Annotated in this window: 11 protein-coding genes; 5 read left to right on the top strand and 6 right to left on the bottom strand. The window is 46.4% G+C overall.

Features of this window, described 5'->3' with window-relative positions; translation table 11 throughout:
- Positions 1-11: 11 nt before the first annotated feature.
- From lon to WCK19_RS03105, 6 genes are all read right to left on the bottom strand, one after another.
- Positions 12-2,618, bottom strand: coding sequence for an endopeptidase La (gene lon / locus WCK19_RS03130; RefSeq protein ID WP_342395898.1), 2,607 nt, complete (start codon positions 2,616-2,618; stop codon positions 12-14).
- 265 nt (positions 2,619-2,883) lie between these two features.
- A complete protein-coding gene (locus tag WCK19_RS03125) occupies positions 2,884-4,164 on the bottom strand; it encodes a glycosyltransferase family 39 protein (protein ID WP_342395897.1) in 1,281 nt (426 codons plus the stop codon).
- Positions 4,161-5,360: a hypothetical protein gene (locus WCK19_RS03120; RefSeq protein ID WP_342395896.1), complete on the bottom strand. Its 1,200-nt coding sequence runs from the start codon at positions 5,358-5,360 to the stop codon at positions 4,161-4,163. The genes WCK19_RS03125 and WCK19_RS03120 overlap by 4 nt, the downstream gene beginning before the upstream one ends.
- Before the next feature lie 4 nt (positions 5,361-5,364).
- Complete coding sequence (locus WCK19_RS03115; RefSeq protein ID WP_342395895.1) at positions 5,365-7,725, bottom strand: polysaccharide pyruvyl transferase family protein; 2,361 nt, start codon at positions 7,723-7,725, stop codon at positions 5,365-5,367.
- A 236-nt stretch (positions 7,726-7,961) separates the two neighbouring features.
- Positions 7,962-8,570, bottom strand: coding sequence for an AAA family ATPase (locus WCK19_RS03110; protein WP_342395894.1), 609 nt, complete (start codon positions 8,568-8,570; stop codon positions 7,962-7,964).
- Positions 8,571-8,846: 276 nt separating this feature from the next.
- The gene (locus tag WCK19_RS03105; RefSeq protein WP_342395893.1) at positions 8,847-9,173 is read right to left on the bottom strand and encodes a helix-turn-helix domain-containing protein; all 327 of its coding nucleotides are present in this window, start codon (positions 9,171-9,173) and stop codon (positions 8,847-8,849) included.
- A gap of 327 nt (positions 9,174-9,500) precedes the next feature.
- On the opposite strand from WCK19_RS03105, the gene WCK19_RS03100 reads away from it, so the two are divergent.
- The 5 genes from WCK19_RS03100 to WCK19_RS03080 all read left to right on the top strand — a co-directional run bounded on the left by WCK19_RS03100 (position 9,501) and on the right by WCK19_RS03080 (position 16,995).
- Entirely contained in the window at positions 9,501-10,754 is a 1,254-nt protein-coding gene (locus tag WCK19_RS03100) for an FHA domain-containing protein (RefSeq protein WP_342395892.1), read from the top strand.
- A gap of 80 nt (positions 10,755-10,834) precedes the next feature.
- The gene (locus WCK19_RS03095) at positions 10,835-12,547 is read left to right on the top strand and encodes a Stp1/IreP family PP2C-type Ser/Thr phosphatase (RefSeq protein ID WP_342395891.1); all 1,713 of its coding nucleotides are present in this window, start codon (positions 10,835-10,837) and stop codon (positions 12,545-12,547) included.
- A gap of 21 nt (positions 12,548-12,568) precedes the next feature.
- Positions 12,569-14,863: a S8 family serine peptidase gene (locus WCK19_RS03090; RefSeq protein ID WP_342395890.1), complete on the top strand. Its 2,295-nt coding sequence runs from the start codon at positions 12,569-12,571 to the stop codon at positions 14,861-14,863.
- 75 nt (positions 14,864-14,938) lie between these two features.
- On the top strand, positions 14,939-16,033 hold the full coding sequence (locus WCK19_RS03085; RefSeq protein WP_342395889.1) for an FHA domain-containing protein: 1,095 nt from the start codon (positions 14,939-14,941) through the stop codon (positions 16,031-16,033).
- A gap of 83 nt (positions 16,034-16,116) precedes the next feature.
- Positions 16,117-16,995, top strand: a complete 879-nt coding sequence (locus WCK19_RS03080) for a DNA adenine methylase (RefSeq protein WP_342395888.1) — start codon at positions 16,117-16,119, stop codon at positions 16,993-16,995.
- The last annotated feature ends 6 nt before the right edge of the window (positions 16,996-17,001 follow it).

The following is a 17,001-nucleotide window of genomic DNA, read 5'->3' as shown; positions in this document are numbered from 1 at the left end:
TCCCCGATTGGTTAATTCCCTTCGCTGTTAGCGATAGGAGGCTCTTGTGTCGGCAATATTTGTTCCGGCAACTCAGTATTAATGGGAGCTTTAGAACCCTTTGAATTTTGATGGGGCGCGGTGGGTTCTGCTGTCGCCATCGGCAAACTCTCTTCAACCTTATCAATAAGAGCGGGCGGTATATCCTCTGTGACAAACACTTCGCGCATTACTTCATCCATACTATCAACCCAGAGCCACTCCAATTCTTTAAGCACGATTTTCGGCAATTCCGGCATATCGCGCCTGTTAGCGGCAGAGGTGATAATGCGTTTTATACCGGCACGATGCGCCGCCAGCGATTTGTCTTTCAAACCGCCAATGGGTAACACACGCCCGCGCAAAGTAATTTCCCCGGTCATTGCGGTATCGGTGCGTACCCGGCGATGACTGAGCGCGGAAATAAGCGCAACAGCGATGGTAATACCCGCACTTGGTCCATCTTTAGGGGTTGCGCCTTCTGGCAAGTGGATATGCAAATCGAGCTTTTCCAGAGCCGCCACGTCTATACCCAATTCATGGCTGCGACTCTTAGCATAGCTCAACGCGGCTTTCGCCGATTCCTGCATCACCTCGCCTAATCGTCCGGTGACAATCAGGTTGCCGCGACCCGGCATAGTGACCACTTCCACCGGCAGAATTTCCCCGCCATGTCCGGTTACGCCTAAGCCTAAAGCTATACCGATTTGGTTATGCCCTACTTCGGGGGTCATAGCGAAATAAGGGATACCCAAAAATTGCTCAAGATAATACGGGCTAAGCGCCAACCGCTTGACTTTGCCCTCCACCAGCAGGCGTGCGGTTTTGCGACACACCGTAGCAAGGCGACGTTCAAGGTTGCGTACGCCTGCTTCCCGCGTATAGTTGCGAATGATAGTACGCATCATTTTCTCTGGTACTTGCAGCGTGCCGGATTCGAGCGCATGGGCTTCCAGTTGTTTGGTAAGCAAAAAACGCCGCCCGATTTGCAATTTCTCTTCTTCGGTATAGCCACCGATTTCAATTAATTCCATGCGATCCAGCAGCGGGCGTGGAATATTCGGCACGTAGTTGGCGGTGGTAATGAACAGAACTTCGGAAAGGTCGAATGGCAGGTCTATGTAGTGATCAACAAAAGTACCGTTCTGCTCCGGGTCAAGCACTTCTAGCAGGGCAGCGGTAGGGTCGCCCTTAAAATCGCTGCTCATCTTGTCCACTTCGTCCAATAGCATAACCGGGTTGCGCGTTCCGGCTTGCTTGAGTGCAGCAATCAGGCGACCGGGTAAGGCGCCCACATAGGTGCGGCGATGCCCTCTAATTTCTGCTTCGTCACGCACACCACCCAAACTGATGCGTACAAACTTACGCCCCATAGCGCTTGCAATGCTATGCCCTAAACTGGTTTTGCCCACACCGGGAGGACCCGCAAGGCACAGAATTGGTCCCTTCATCCGTTTCTCCGCCTTAGCAGTCAATTGTCGCACTGCCAGAAATTCGAGGATGCGGTCTTTAACTTTTTCCAACCCGTAGTGGTCAGCATCCAGCACAGATGCAGCATGTGCTACATCGAGATTATCTTCGGTTGACTCGTTCCAAGGCAGCGCCAATACCCAATCCAGATAGGTACGTACTACGTTGCTTTCGGGCGAAACGCTACTCATACGCTCAAGCCGATTTAGCTCTTTCAACATTTTATCGGTGACATCGGGCGGAAGATTCTTTTCTTCAATCTTTTTGCGTATTTCTAGAATTTCGTTTCCGGACTCGCCCGATAGCTCATCGTGGATGGCTTTTAGCTGCTCGCGTAGATAAAACTCGCGCTGGTTCTTATCAATCTGCTGTCGTACTTTGTTACGAATACGCCCGTCCAACTCCAACAATTCAATCTCGGTAGCGAGTATCACACATATGCTGTTGAGCCGCGCTTCTACATCCACTTCTTCCAGAATCGGTTGCTTTTCCGGCACAATGCGTTCGGTGGAGGCTTTTGGTAAATGGGCAGCGATGTAATCGGCTAGATAGCCAGAAGAGCGAATAGTGGAGGCGTATTCCAACGATTCGGGGCTAATACGGTTGGTCAACCCGGCGAGTTGGCTGAATAGTTCCTTGGCATGGCGCATCATGCTTTCAATCTGGGGCGAGTAGGGTGTATTTATCTCTGGCAGATTTACGGCTTCTACCAATTGTACTCGGTTTGGATGAGCGTTGAGAGATAAGAAGCGGGTAATTTTTACCCGGTTTATCCCTTCCACGCCGATTTCAGTAGTGCCGCCCGATTCGGTAGGACGCTGCACGCTGGTTATAGTCACCAACGTCCCGACATGATACAGTTCGTTACGATAATTAGCCGGAACGGGAGGCTCAAGGTCATTGGTAGCGGGCTTTTCGCGTTGTGCCGCCACCACAATTCTGCCCCCATAATGCTGTTGCGCCTCTTCCAACGCTATCATACTGCGCGAACCTATAACCAGTTTTACCGGTACACCGGGGAATACTACCACATTTTTTAAGGGAATAAAGGGGAATTCATTTTCTTTTTTGGATTCTTTCTGAGGCTCTTCCTCAGTAAAAGGCGTTTCCCCTTTGTCAATATCACTCATTTTTTTACCTCTTGCGCCGCAAATTCTCACCGAGTGCAAGCGCATATGTAATCGCGTAAGGGTGTTCTAACGTTTCTTACAACTTATTGTTTCATCCATAGAATATTATATAGGAGATGAATAATAAAAGAAACTGCTACCGTTGGAAATTCAGGGCTTTTGCATAGTCGAAAATGGGGTGTCCCCTTGAACTCCCCCTTCTCTCCGGCGAGTGCCGCAGGTTATCGCCTTAAATAAGAATGGGCAAACGCCTGCTCTCGTTTTTCTAACCTGCAAAATACCAATGCGACATAATTATGGACATATAACCCATCATCGGCACGAAAATCACCATAACAATTTTATCAATCATGGGATTCTTGCCCCATTTCGCCAGCAGCAGGAAACAGGGAATCAGCATTAGAATATAGCGTGTCATGCTACCAACTGACCCGGTGCTGAGCGGTACAAGGAAGGTGAGCAACGCATATATTGAAAAAGTTGGGCGCAATTTGAACAGTGTAATAATTACTAAAACCCCAAAGCCCAGCGTAGAAAGCAAGTTAAGCAGGGTGCCAGTATCAAATTGCCCTGCCATAAAATTTTTGCCGATATTCAGATGGGTTATTGTATCGCTTATAATCTTGGTGAAGCCTGCCCCTGAAACTTCACGCCCCCACGTAGCTTGCACATGGATAAAGCCTAACGGGTCGCCAAAGGCATTTGCCAGATAAGCCATATAGCCTATCAATCCGACAGGTACAAATGCGGCTGCCAGAAAGCTCCGCCACGCTTTTGGCACAATTTTTACTTGAGCAAAAAAATGTCGTTTCAAAGCAGCGCGTTTCCAACGTGGAGGTTTAAAGCGAAATCCCGCCTGATACAACCCTTCCAACGCAACCGAGAGCGCAATTATTACCCCCGTATTGCGTGTGCCGGACGCCACCGCTCCCGCAATTGCTGCTTTATCCCATTGACCCTCACGGGTATAGTAGAAAGTGGCGAGAATGGCGAGCATAAAAACGCTCTCGGTGTACATTGCGGAGAAGAAAACAGCGGTGGGCGCAGCCGCAAAGTAAAAAACTGCTCGCGCTGCGGTCTCATCATCAAATTCGCGCCGCGCCAAGCGGTACATATATACTAAAGCAAACAGGAAAGCAACATTAGAAACGAGTATTCCGGCAAAAAAAACATCACCGACCAATGCGCTAACAGTCTTTACCAACAATGGATAAACCGGAAAGAAAGCTGTATTGCCCTGCGCCCCGGTCTGAATATTGCCCATATTGTAGCCGCGCGTAGCAATATTATGGTACCACCAGCTATCATCTCTTACCAGACCGTCCATAACCAAATTGTCCGGATTTGAGTACAGGTATGCGCCCAACCGCATCGGGATAGTAGTTGAAGATAACAAAATAATAAAGAAAATCATCAGTCGTGTTATCACAAAAGTGAGCAAAACGACTTTCAGAGTTTTAAGTTCTATATTTAGCCCCAACACTTTCAGGTGTGTGCGGCGCGGCTTCGCAACGTCAGGTTTAAAGTTGCGTACATCGGTTATCACTGCGTACTCTCCACTTTAACATTATCAAAATTGACTTGAGAGGTTGAAACCAACAGCCCTGCATAGCCACCCAAAGTTCCATTTATCGGTATTTTGCTTCCTAGCGTCACCCCATTTAAGCTCACCTCATAGAGGTTGCCGGTAGTTTTAACTGCTAGGGTATAAGTTTTGCCATCTTGACTACTTTGTACAGATGCGCCGCCTTGATATTGGTACAATCCGGCATTATCGTAATAGCCCCATTGCAGGTAGGTACCCTTGCCGGTAAAGCTGACCATATAGGCGCCGCTTTTTGTATCCACTTTTGGCGCATTAAAGACCAAGCCTCCGCCCATGTCTCCTTGTGCATATTTAAGGTCAGCCTGAATCCTTATATCTCCAGCCAATGGGGTAGTAAACATACTAACAAGGTCAAATTTACCAAGCTCACTTTGTACATAGCTACCGCCTGTAAAATTCCACTGCCCGTTGATTACTTTCCATTGCTGTGCGGCTGCCTGTGGGTCAGTGAAATCCAATTGGACTTTAACCGGACCGGTTTTTTGATTAGTCGCTGCGGTAGTACCAGAGGCTTGTGCTGTTGCTTTGTTAGTAGTAGCGCTGCTTGAAGGGGCTACGGTCTGTGTTGTGTTTTTTGCAGCAGCAGCAGCAGTAGTGGCAGCCTGTGTTGCGCTGTTAGCCGGAGCAGCAGCTTGTGTGCTTTGTCCGGTTGCCTGACTGTAAGGCTTACCGTCCAGATATATTGTGTATTTGGAAGGGTCTTTAATATCCGAAGCCTTGCTTATTAAGACTATTTGCCGGTAAACTAGCATAGGAAAATCATAGAAGTCAATTGATATTGCGATATTTTCGCTAGTAGGAACGGCTGTTAATTTACCCCCGAAATATTGCAGGAGGTAGATACCCCAATCCCTTACACCTTCAAAGGATTGCCTGCCTTTTACCGAATTTGGTCCCCGAATCAAATCAAGCGAAATAAATGCGCCCTGACTGGGGAAATATGCCCCACTGGCGCGTTCTGCTTCGCTATCCTGTAAGGAGTAAAGGATGTCTTTTACCTGTTTCTGAGCAGGATGGCTCAATGTTGGTGCATCCGCATCTGCCATGCGCCACATTACTGTTAATACCAATACCAGCGCGAATAGCAGCGCCATCCCTTTATTCAAGAATATTTTTCGAAATTTCTCTTTGTCCATATCGCTATCCTAGCGCTACTACACTTTTTGAACGGCGTGTCATGAAATAATCCCAGACCAGTAATGCCAACAGTAAGCCACTCATAACTACCAATTGTACAATAATTATATGGGATAATTCAGTGTGGAACAGCCATATTCCACCAACTTGGCAAATCCCCGCCAGCACCGCAAAAAAGCTTCCCGCTCCATTTCCCAGCGAAAGGCGATAATTGATAACCACATTAGCCATAGCGTAAACGGCAGTTAAAAGAGCGTAAAGCCACAAAAGACCAGCATCCTCCAAATAACTTTCACCAAAAAGAACCAGAATAATTTGGTTTGGAATAATTATCGTAGCCAACACTATAATGCTTGAGATTGCTCCAACTATACCTAGCCCAATCCAAAGATAGTGCCGATGAGGTTTCCCTTTCTGGTGAGCTTGCGCCACTATGGGGAAAAGAATGGTTACAATTGACCAAGTAGCGAAAAATACAATGCGTCCGATTAAGGCAACTGCCGCATAATGTCCCGCCTCTTGTGAAACAAAAAAGTGCTTGACCATCAATATATCGCTGTTATTTATTACTACTTGTCCGATTAATGCGGCACAAACAGGACCAGAATAAGTCAGAATATGGAGTTTTTCTTTGCGGGTTAGTTTCTCACCTTTTGGCAAACCGCTGCGTGCTTTGGTTGAAACCAGCCATGAAACAGCAAGCGATAGGGTTATTGCCCCAACCGCTCCGTTTACCGCAAAGCCAAGCGCTACTAATATAATAATTCCGATTAAGCGAGTCCACATTTCACTCTGATAACTCAGCGAAAGTGTGCCGAAATGGATACGCCCTTGCAAAACACCTCTATCAACTCCCAACGCTAGATATATAGGCAAACCAATACTCAAAACAACAAATGGAAGGGGTGAAGCAGTAGAGAAGAAACTAGCCCATAATGGTGCGCCCAAGCCCAGTATCAAGCCCAGTAATATGCCTAAACCCCATGCCCATTTTCCTATCAAAGCACGTACCGCATAAATTTTAGCGGGTTGGCGTTCAGCCGCGTACATTGCGGTGAATTTGGCAGAAACCATTTGCAGGGTAGAGCTAATAAAAGCTACTACCAGTAAAAGTGTTACCATTAAGCTGAAATCGGCAAACCCTGCCGGTCCTAGCCATCTGCCGAGTAGCAGATTTGAAATATAGTTTCCGGCATTTACAATGGTGGTGCTTACCAGAAGGATTGAGCCACTTTTAATTATGCTGCTGCCTTTTGGTGACTCAGCTTCCTTGCGTGCCGCTTCAAAATTTGAAGACGCTTTCTTTTTGATGTCCGCTACTCGGTTTGAAATTTGGAGGGAAATATTCTGGCGCATTTGCCATGCTGTTTCAATTACCGCTTTTAATTTACCTTCTTTTAGCTCCTGTGCAGTAAGTGAAAGTCGGCTCAAGCCAAGTTCGGACATAAAATTGCCCACTTTTACTTCATAATTAATTGCTACAAGTGGGACATTTTGTATAGCGCCGAAAATTAAGCCATGAAGCCTCGCGCTTAAAATCAAATTCGCTCTCTTAAAGGCGGCTAAAGCTACACGCGGTTCAGAAACAGTCCATATTCGGGCTTCTTGCCCGTAGCGCATCATACTTTTGATTTCTTCCGAAGCCGCTACATCATCAAATTTTTTGGAAAAACCTACTTGAAAGGGTATTAATAAAATTCGTGCTGCGTAGCGTTCGACCATAAGGTCACAGGCTTCTGCAAAAGCGCGTTTTTCTTCTTTTCCAAGTGAGTATCTTGGAATTGCTATTACGATAGGATTTTCGGTATTTTCAAAGGGAAAGGCGTTTTCTGGTTTTAGTTCGGCCGGCTGCATCAAAAATACCGGATCGGCTGTTACCAACACCTTACTTTTTACGCCTAACTCTTGTAGGAGTAAAGCCGAAGCGTTATCACGTACACAGATTAAGTCGGTCATATTTGCCGCAAACAAGGATAACCTTTTGTATATCTTTCCATGTAGCGGTCCCATGCCAACCCCCAGCATAAAGGTTTTTTTACCAAATATGCGGGCAGCTATCAACAGCAGAATTATACGCAGTAAATAGGCGATTTTACGTAGTTTGCTGCCTTCAATTTCCTTTAGCAAACTGCCCCCGCCAAATACAATTGCTTGCGAGCGGGAAAAAGCCTTAGGGCGGGCAAAGCGTGGTATTGATAAATAGGTTGGAACTGTTTTTACCCCAAACCGTTTTTCGGTATCAGCAGGACGGGCAGAATTAAATATGAGATTATATTCTTTAAGTTGCTCTTTAAATACTTCAAGTAGCGCATCATCTCCGATGTTATTCTGACCGTAAGCGCCTAAGACAAATATTTGCTTCATCTGTTCTATTTCATTATTATTATGATAAATTATCAATCAATATATCAATTAAAAATACAATATTATTGTTACGAATTGCCTTACAAAGGCATATAATTTTATTAATTAGTGTCCGATATTTTTGCTTCCCACTAGGTTTTGAGTATATACCAATGCTTTAAAAAGAAAAATCCTGCCCAATAGCTGTTCAAGCTTGCCATTTTACTATAACCGAAACCTGACCGCTATACATCAGCTTAGCGTTCTATTGTAAGCTGAGTAGAGATAAAATCGAACAGAGCTTGATAATTTATTTTTGAAAAGTCAGTTGTATCTACTTCAAACAAGCTATCGCCAATTTCCAGATTGCCCTGCCGTCCCCTTAATAGAAGTGGCTCAAGATAGCTTTCAATTTCGTGATCCACGTGTCCGGGATGGCGGATACCCGATTTGGCACGCTGCCTAAATCGTTCCAGCAACACAGCCCCTTCAGCAATACATTGTATCTGAATATATTTACAGCCATATTGCTTTTGTAAATCCAGAAAGCGGGACGTATCGAATTCTGGTTTGAAATTGCATTCGAGAATATGATTGCATTTCGCGACGAGTTGCGCCCCTGCTATTTGATACAAAATTTCCATGCTGGCAAAATTCAGTTTTCGAGACCTAGCAATATCGCCCCAGCCCAACTTATCAAATAGTATTTCTTTAATACTATCCTTGTTAAAATAGGGCAAAGCAAAATTCTGAGCAATTTTTAACGCCAGATTGGTTTTACCGCTGGCGGGTGGTCCCGATACAATAATAACAACGGGTTGTCTGGTATCAGGGCTTTTAACCTGCGCGTTTCCAAATTTTTCCATCCGGTTCAATCCGTTCTATGCTGGTTCTCGACTCGTAAAATATCAGAAAGTGTGAGCTTGTCCAAAAGCCTGTGACCACATTTACTACAGGTTTGGCTAGTGTAGGCAGGGGTTACAGCAATAAAGTGTAGCCAGCCTCTTCCGCTTTGCTAAGCAACATTGCGAAAGAAGCATGGGTTCGCAATCTCAGTTTCATCCGAGAGGGTGGCAAAGGTGTTAAGCCCAACGTCTATACCCACAACGCTCTCAAGTTTAGGCAAGCGTTTAGGTTCTACTTCAACAGCCCTTAAAACGGGGATAACCGGGTTCTTTGTCGCCCGATTTAACCCGCCGAAAATAGGTTTGGAAAGCCAGTTCTACCCGTTCGGTAACATTTTGAAGTACCTGACTGTGCTCGGTTGCCAAAGATGGGAGAGAGGCTTTAAGTACAGGAATACGCCGTTTGGTTTCGTAGTAATTGGCAATACGTTTTTCTTCTTCCAACGCCTTTTTACGAAAGCTCAAAGTATCGTTGTAAAGCCAGCAACACTCTTCAAGGCTTGCCTCAAGAATGTGCGAGGTTCGTTTGTTGGGGAATATCCTGCACATAAAAGCTTTTCGCATAAGAACAATCATACTATAGCTTTAGGTAAATGTAAAACTGTTGCCTAATGCCTCTCAAGGCGATTCAGTGTTTAACAATTTGAACTTGCTACCCTCTCCGAAATTTTACTCTTTACCAGGAGGTTGTGTTCACCGATTGTAAAAAGTATTATTCTCTGAATCGCCCTGAACCCGATTCGGTCACTATTGATTTTATTTATGGGATACCTTAGAATATAACAAGGCTTCACAGCGTCAATTTTGAGCAGAAATCCCACTCTTAAGGGATAATAAATAATTCACTTGTGCGGCAAAGAAATCCTCAAATAGCCAGAACGGGAGCCAAAAATGCAGCTAATCGTGCAGAGCGGTTCGGACGCTGGAAAGTCTTTCAACTTAGATAGCCAGCTAGTGGTTTTGGGTAGGCAGGTTGGTTGTGATATTCTTCTGAATGATTCGCAAATATCTCGCCGGCACGCCCAATTTGAAAACCGTAACGGTACTATATTTATAATCGATTTAGGTTCTGCTAACGGAAGTTATGTCAATAACCAACGGTTAACGCCGAACACTCTCCGCGCTTTGCAACCGGGAGATAATATTAAAATCGGTGATAGTAGCATGCAATTTGCGGCAACTGTCGCCCCTACCCAGATGGCGATGCCAAGAGCGCCAATGCAACCCCCGGTTTACCCTGCCCAACCGCAGGCTTACCAACCTTATAGCGTGCCTCCTGTACAACCCCAACCTCAAGCCTACCAACCGCAGGCTTATCAGCCACAAGCTTACCAACCTTATGCGCCTGCTCCCGCTCCTAAGAAAAAGGGCGGCGGTGGCATAATTGTGTTGATTGTGGCTTTGCTGGTATTGGTTGGTGGTGGTGCCGCAGCGGGATTTTTTATCCTGAACGGTAACAAGGATAACACGCCAACTTCCGGCGGTACGGCAATATCCAATACCACCGCTTCCGGTGTTACAGGGATAGCCAACACCACTGGAGGAGCGAATAATACAACTAGGGCAGTCACAACCGCCATTATAGCGACTACCGTTGCTACCGGAGCAAGCGGCACCAACGCGCCGCCGCCATCACCAGCGCCTTCTACGGTTGCAGGGGGGGCTACTACCGCACCAATTGTTAGGGTTACAACCGTAGCCTCAGTTGGCGGGTCGGGAGGTACAGTTAATAATTTTGGCGTTAGCGTTACTTTTCCTGACGACTGGAAAACCAGTTCGCGTGAAGAAACAAATAACGTAGGAACTATACAAGGCATCAGTCCAGATGGAGCTTTTGTATCAATCCTACGCTTTCCCGGATTGGGCGGAGACTTGACAGCGCGTGCCGATCAATTTATCACCGCCTTCAAAAACCAGAACTCAAAGCTTACTGTCACGGTTCAACCGGAAGTCAAGCGCAATGGCTTAGTAACTTTCGAGGTAGAATATCCAAACCAGAATTCACAAACCTATTACGAATATATTCTTTTGACCCAAAATTCAAACAAGGACGCTTATTTGATTGAACTGGGCGCAGAGAAAAGCAAATTCAGCTCCTTTGAAAACACTTTTGGAGATATTCTGGATTCACTCCAATTTAGCTAAAGGTAAAGGGGTTGTTACCCTTAAAGTTTTCCGGCGTATTTCTGGTTGTGCCGATGCCCACGTTTCGGAGGGATAGATAATTGCTCAAGCTTGACCCTGTTGCGCTTACCGATGTAGGACGCAAACGTGAACATAATGAAGATTACCTCGGCGACCTTTTAATAAAAGGTGAACCTGCCTTTGACCCGCTTAAGGTGGAAGAAAAAGGGCATCTCTTTGCCGTAGCCGATGGCATGGGGGGTTATGCTGCCGGTGAAATTGCCAGCGAATTGGCAGTAAATACCCTTTTTGACCGATATTACAACGGTCCTAGTTCGGGGCGGCTTGATAATGACCTGATGCAAGCCATCATTACTACCAACGCTGAGGTTTATAAAGCCGGTACCGAACCGGGCATGGGGCAGATGGGTACTACTCTGACCATTGCGGTAGTTAAAGGTAATCGGGTATTGGTGGGTAATGTCGGGGATAGTCGTACCTATCTTATCAGGAAAGGGGTTCCGTTACGTATTACCCGCGACCATTCGTTGGTGCAGGAACAGATTGAAATGGGTGCGCTAACCCCCGAACAAGCTTCAAAAAGCCTTATCCGCAATATCATCACTCGCGCTATCGGGCATCGAGACGAAGTTGAACCCGATCTTTTTGAGCAAGAACTCCAACAGGGGGATGTAATTCTTTTGTGTTCGGACGGATTGCATGGACTGGTCAAAGAAATGGAGTTGGGTACAATTGTAGCGGCAGCACCTAGTCTTCAAAAAGCCTCGCAGGAGTTGATTGACCTTGCTAACTCACGCGGGGGCAGTGACAACATCAGCGTATTATTGATTGGAATTAAAGAAGTGGGTTCGGTAATACCCTCATTTCTTGGCGCTACTAGCCCACAAACCAACGGCAATGCCGCTACTTTGGAAATTCCCGCAATTGACCAAATAACCACTCGCACTCCTAATGCCGCAGAAACTCTAAAAGTTCCCGCCCCGCTTGATAATAAGCCTACTGTTCAGACTACTGTGTCGGTTAAAAAATCCAAAGGCTCAGGTGGCTTTATTTTTGCGGCTTTATTTGTTTTGTTGGCAGCGGCGGCAATTGGGGCATTTTTATACTTTAATTCCAACGCAGCCACTTCGGGAAACGCAACCCAAACCCAAACCCCGACTACTACTACTGCTATCAATACCGCCAATTCGGCGCAAACTATAATTCCAACTGTTACCCCCGCTGCGGCGGCTGTTACCAAAACAGACGCGCTGCCCGTAGCCGTAGCTACTACCAATCCCGCTGTCTCTGGCGGTAACGCGCCAATCCCGCCCGTTTCACCGGGTATTCAGCTTGACCGAAGCCAAATAAAGCGGCTTGAAATATGGCTGACCGTTACAGGGTGGTCCTCAACTGTAGAGGCTAAGGATTGTGTATTTAGGCTTGAGCGTGGTCCCAGTTCTGGACTATCATTAGGCTACGTGGGAGACCAAATCCTTGATGGTAAACAGTATTTTGTATTCAGTACCTCTAAGGATGCCAACCTTGAATTAGCCGCCTCCACTTATATTGTCAACGCTATTTGCCAAAGCCAGCCCGCCGAAACATTTGGGTTAAAATTCAGCAGTAAAGATTTACGTATCGAGGATAATAGTGTTAATGTCGGTTCCGGCGTACAACTTAAATTCGACTCCGGTGTCCTGAAGATGCTTTACAGCCTAGAAACTGCCGAAAGCGGTTTGCGGGGTGAGGTGGAACCATCTTCTTCAGGGGCAGCGCCTTTGCCGCCCAGCGCTACAACACCCCGGAGTTAGACCTATTTTTGTATAAGATTTATGCTATTAAAATGGTCGGTAATAAAACGCGGGTTACCGCCCGTTTTTTTCCTTATAGGGGTGTTACTCACCAACCTATTGCTATTGGCTTGCGGCGCAGACCCTACTCCTGCACCACGCCCGGTAGTTATTGACAGCAAGACCGATACGATACTATCGGATTTATTGCTAAAGTACAACACGGGCGGTCTGGAAGCAGCTAGACAATTCGCCCACGAAAGCGGTTTGCTAGATGAGCAAGATAGGGTGCGTTTTGAGATAACGCTAGATAGCAGCACAAACTTGCTGCCTGTTAGGCAAAAGCTAGAACAGATGGGAGCAACTCTGACGGCTGCCTACGAACGTTACATGTCAATACGGGTCAGCCTACCGGAACTAGTCAGACGCAGTGGGCAACAAGATTTCTGGAATGACCTAGGCTCTTTAAGCGCAGTACGCGATTTAAAAGTGATTCTCCAACCGCCCACCGCCGATATTTTTGTACCGCAGGAAGGGTTGAAAGCGACAGGGGCAGAAGTTTGGCAACAGGCTGGTTATAACGGTAACGGTGTTAGAGTAGGAATAATAGATAGTGGTTTTGCCGGATTCCGCAATTACTTCGGAAATGGGCTGCCGCCGCGCAATCAAGTAACCTTCAAATCCTTCATTTATGGCGATGGAGAAGGCTCTGGAAAACATGGCGTAGCGGTATCGGAAATAATTAGTAGCTACGCCCCGGAAGCTCCATTGTATTTGGCGGCTATCGAAGATGAGGTCGGATTTGCCAGAGCAGTAAATTGGCTGATGGAAAACCAAGTACAGATTATTCAAGTTTCGCTGGCGTGGGGCGGTTTGTGGCCCACCGATGGTAGCAGCCTACTTTCTTCAAAGCTGACTGAGGCGCGAAACGCGGGGGCATTGCCAGTTGTATCGGCGGGTAACTACGGGCGGGCGCATTATTCAGGCAATTTCAAGGCTGATAGCAACGGCTTTAACCGCTTTGGTAATACTGAGGGAGCAATAACCCTGAAGTTTACCGCGACTTCGGATAATTGCTGGGTTTCGTTGCGGTGGGATGAGAATTGGGACGCGCCAACAACGAATCTAGACCTTTACATTTTGGATGAGAATAAGCAGCCTAAAGGCAGTTCTCGTAACTTGCAGGGAGAAGGCAGCAATAAGCCCCCGGTTGAATTGGCGCCATTTCTCGCGGCGCCAAACCAGAATTATTATATTCAGGTGCGTAACGCGGGTAAAGGTGGCGAGGGTGTGCGCTTTAACCTGTATGCCTATAACGCTAGTTTCGAGGAATATGACCCATCGGGTAGCCTTGCTACTCCCGGTGATGCAAAAGGGGCAATTACAGTTGGCGCAATATCTTGGCGTGACAATGCGCTTGAGTCCTACAGTAGCCGAGGACCTACTCAGGATGGACGCAAGAAGCCGGAAATGGTCGCGCCAACAGGGGTAACATTGCGTAGCATTGGGCAAAATCAGGTGTTCAGTGGAACAAGCGCGGCAGCGCCACAAGTAGCCGGTATAGCCGCAGTAATTTTGAGCGCAGCACCGACTTTGAACGCGAACCAATTGGAAACTTATCTTCACCGCAACATTCAGCCCTTCAAGAGCGAAGACCCAAACGCCATCGGATGGGGAGAAGCTCATTTTGGAGCAATTGCGGCGTTACAGGGTGGCGTTGCAGAATTATTAGGGGCTGATGTAGCTGGACCGGTTGTGAACGACAACTTTACCGATTATCGAGGAGGTTTGCCGGATAATTATCAGGCGTATTACGGCTCCTTGCCTGATGGCACAACTGCCTATTTTGTTAGGGTAGGCAAGCCAAACGAACTTAACTGGAGTGTGTATTCAAATCGGATTTACCGTGAGTTCAAAATAGATTTCACGGCAGGATTCTCAAATTTGGTTAAAGAAGATGGTTATTTTTACGGGTTATTATTCTGGCAACGCAGCGCTACTGCTTATTACATGTTCTGCGTAAGCGGTAGCGCCTTTGCAGTGCTTGAACGTACTGGGGATAGTTGGAGCGAGATTGTGCCATGGACAACAAGTAATATTTTCAATATAAATAGCGGGAATTTGCGGTTTAGTCTTGAAGCAACCGCTGGTTATCTTAAAATAAAAACGCGGGGGTTGGATTTAATCAGTGTGCCGCTCCAGAATCCCCCGTTAGGAGGAAATATGGGTTTCGCTACGGGGAAATTCGGAGATAAAGCTTCTTTTAGCGGTGAGTTTTTTAATAATCCACTGGCAATGTTCAGTGATTTAGCAATTACACCTTTATCCAGTCAGTAAAATATTATTTAGCAAGCAAACAGCAGCGTGAATATTATTGCGGGGTAGCCCGCTACATAATTCAGGAGAATTCAAATGGCAAATACTTTCTTCATTGTACAGCGGGGACCAGATATAGGCAGACGCTACGAATTGGAAAAAAACCAGATTACCATCGGACGCAGCGATGATAACGATATTTCGTTTGACGACCCGTATGTTTCACGCTACCACGCAGTTATTAAAGCACTGTCGGGAGAGTGGGCAATAATTGATTTGGGGAGTGAAAACCCGGTATTAATCAAGGATACCGCGCTCGAAGCGGGTACGCCTTATAACCTCCTGCATCGTGACATTGTACGAATCGGGCAGAATATTTTAAGCTTCCAGAACCCGGCTACCGCTCCGGCACGCCCAGTTGTAACTGCTCCGGAAAGAGTATCAGTAGCAGACTCATTAAAAATGCCTGAACCATCGGAACCTATTTATACTGCGCCCCTTTCGGGCTACAATGCGCCTACTCCACCGCCGGTGCAAGCATATACGCCCCCTGCTGTCCCCGATGCAGGAGCAACCGTAGTTGGTACTAATTACGCAGCGATACTAGCAACGCCACAGCCCGCGCCGGAACCTGCTCCGATTCCCCAGCCCATACCTGTTTTTGAAGAACCTGTTGCACCCACTCCGCCGGTGCAAGCTTCGTACCCGGACGAAAAACCCACCGACCCTCCGGCTTCATATGCGCCACCCGTCCCTGAAGAGGATGCCGGTTCTACTATGGTCGGCAATTACAACCAGTATAACCAACCTTACCAACCCGTGCAGCCACAAACCCCGCCAGCGCCACAGCAGCCTGAGCAACAGAATTACCAGTATAATCAGTACGGGCAATATGGGCAGTATGGTCAATACGGGCAGCAAAATTACCAGCAATACGGACAGCCACAATACGAAAGTACCTTGCCAACCGAAAACGACTCTACTAAGGTAATTGGGGGCAGCAACACCAACAAACTGACTGAAAACGAAGAAGCGCCTACAAGTTATGTAAATTATAACCAATATAACCCGCAACCGCCCTCGCCACCTGCACCGACTCCTCCCAAAGAGGAAAAAAAAGAACCTGAGTATGACCCGGACGATGCGCCTACTACCGTTATTAGGATTGATAAGTCCAAATTTCAACAATAAGATTGTAGTGCGGGGACAGGCTAAGAAAGCTGTTCCCGCCCTTTAGCTTTTATAGAAACTAGTAGATGATGGAAAATAACTAAATGCAACAAGTTGAGGTTCAACTAAATCTGGAAGGGTTCGCTCTAAAAATAAAACCAGAACCAGTTTTGAAATGGGTTGGAGGCAAGGGACAACTTTTGGCACAATTCCAAAAATTTATGCCAACTCATTTCAATCACTATTTTGAACCGTTTGTTGGTAGTGCCGCTTTGTTTTTTCATCTCCAACCAAAAGTTGCTACATTGAATGATTTTAATCCAAACTTGATAGGACTGTATAGAGATGTACAAAATCAGTTGGAAGAATTATTGCAAGTGTTAGCCCCATTGAGAGCATGCTATCATTCATTATCACCGGAAAGTCAGGAAAAGGAGTATTATCGGCTTAGAAACCGCTATAATCAACTGCCAACCGGAGTTCTGGAAAAAAGCGCGTTGCTTATTTTCCTCAATAAAACAGGATATAACGGCTTATACAGAGAGAACTCACAAGGTGGATATAATGTGCCTTTTGGACGTTACGATAATCCTAGTATGTTTAGTGAGGAAAAATTAAGAGCAGTTGCCGTTGCTTTGGAAGGTGTTCGATTGCTAAATAGCGATTTTGAACAGGCAGTAGAGAATGCAAGCAAAGGCGATTTTGTGTATTTTGATCCACCCTACATGCCTTTAAGCAAAACTTCCTCCTTCACCGGTTATACAAAGGAGGATTTCGGGCAGAGTAGTCAAGAAAGGCTGGCTGGAGTTGTGCGACGCTTGGTTGAACGAGGGGTTCAGGTAATGCTTTCAAATTCTGATACCGAATTTATCCGAAAATTATATTGGGATTTTCAAATCCATGAAGTAAAAGCCAGTCGTGCCATCAATAGTAAACCAGATGCGAGGGGTAAAATAACCGAGTTAGTAATTACCAATTATTGAACAGAA

This window comes from Candidatus Chlorohelix sp. (assembly GCF_037138995.1).
GTDB lineage: Bacteria > Chloroflexota > Chloroflexia > Chloroheliales > Chloroheliaceae > Chlorohelix.
Note: the sequence above shows the minus strand (reverse complement) of the source record. Positions and strands in the feature narration are given on the sequence as shown.

What these genes read in the sequence shown, in the direction of transcription:
- WCK19_RS03105 (WP_342395893.1), bottom strand. Translation starts at nt 9,173, where the DNA reads ATGCGAAAAGCTTTTATGTGCAGGATATTCCCCAACAAACGAACCTCG.
- WCK19_RS03110 (WP_342395894.1), bottom strand. Translation starts at nt 8,570, where the DNA reads ATGGAAAAATTTGGAAACGCGCAGGTTAAAAGCCCTGATACCAGACAA.
- lon (WP_342395898.1), bottom strand. Translation starts at nt 2,618, where the DNA reads ATGAGTGATATTGACAAAGGGGAAACGCCTTTTACTGAGGAAGAGCCT.
- WCK19_RS03080 (WP_342395888.1), top strand. Translation starts at nt 16,117, where the DNA reads ATGCAACAAGTTGAGGTTCAACTAAATCTGGAAGGGTTCGCTCTAAAA.
- WCK19_RS03090 (WP_342395890.1), top strand. Translation starts at nt 12,569, where the DNA reads ATGCTATTAAAATGGTCGGTAATAAAACGCGGGTTACCGCCCGTTTTT.
- WCK19_RS03115 (WP_342395895.1), bottom strand. Translation starts at nt 7,725, where the DNA reads ATGAAGCAAATATTTGTCTTAGGCGCTTACGGTCAGAATAACATCGGA.
- WCK19_RS03100 (WP_342395892.1), top strand. Translation starts at nt 9,501, where the DNA reads ATGCAGCTAATCGTGCAGAGCGGTTCGGACGCTGGAAAGTCTTTCAAC.
- WCK19_RS03085 (WP_342395889.1), top strand. Translation starts at nt 14,939, where the DNA reads ATGGCAAATACTTTCTTCATTGTACAGCGGGGACCAGATATAGGCAGA.
- WCK19_RS03120 (WP_342395896.1), bottom strand. Translation starts at nt 5,360, where the DNA reads ATGGACAAAGAGAAATTTCGAAAAATATTCTTGAATAAAGGGATGGCG.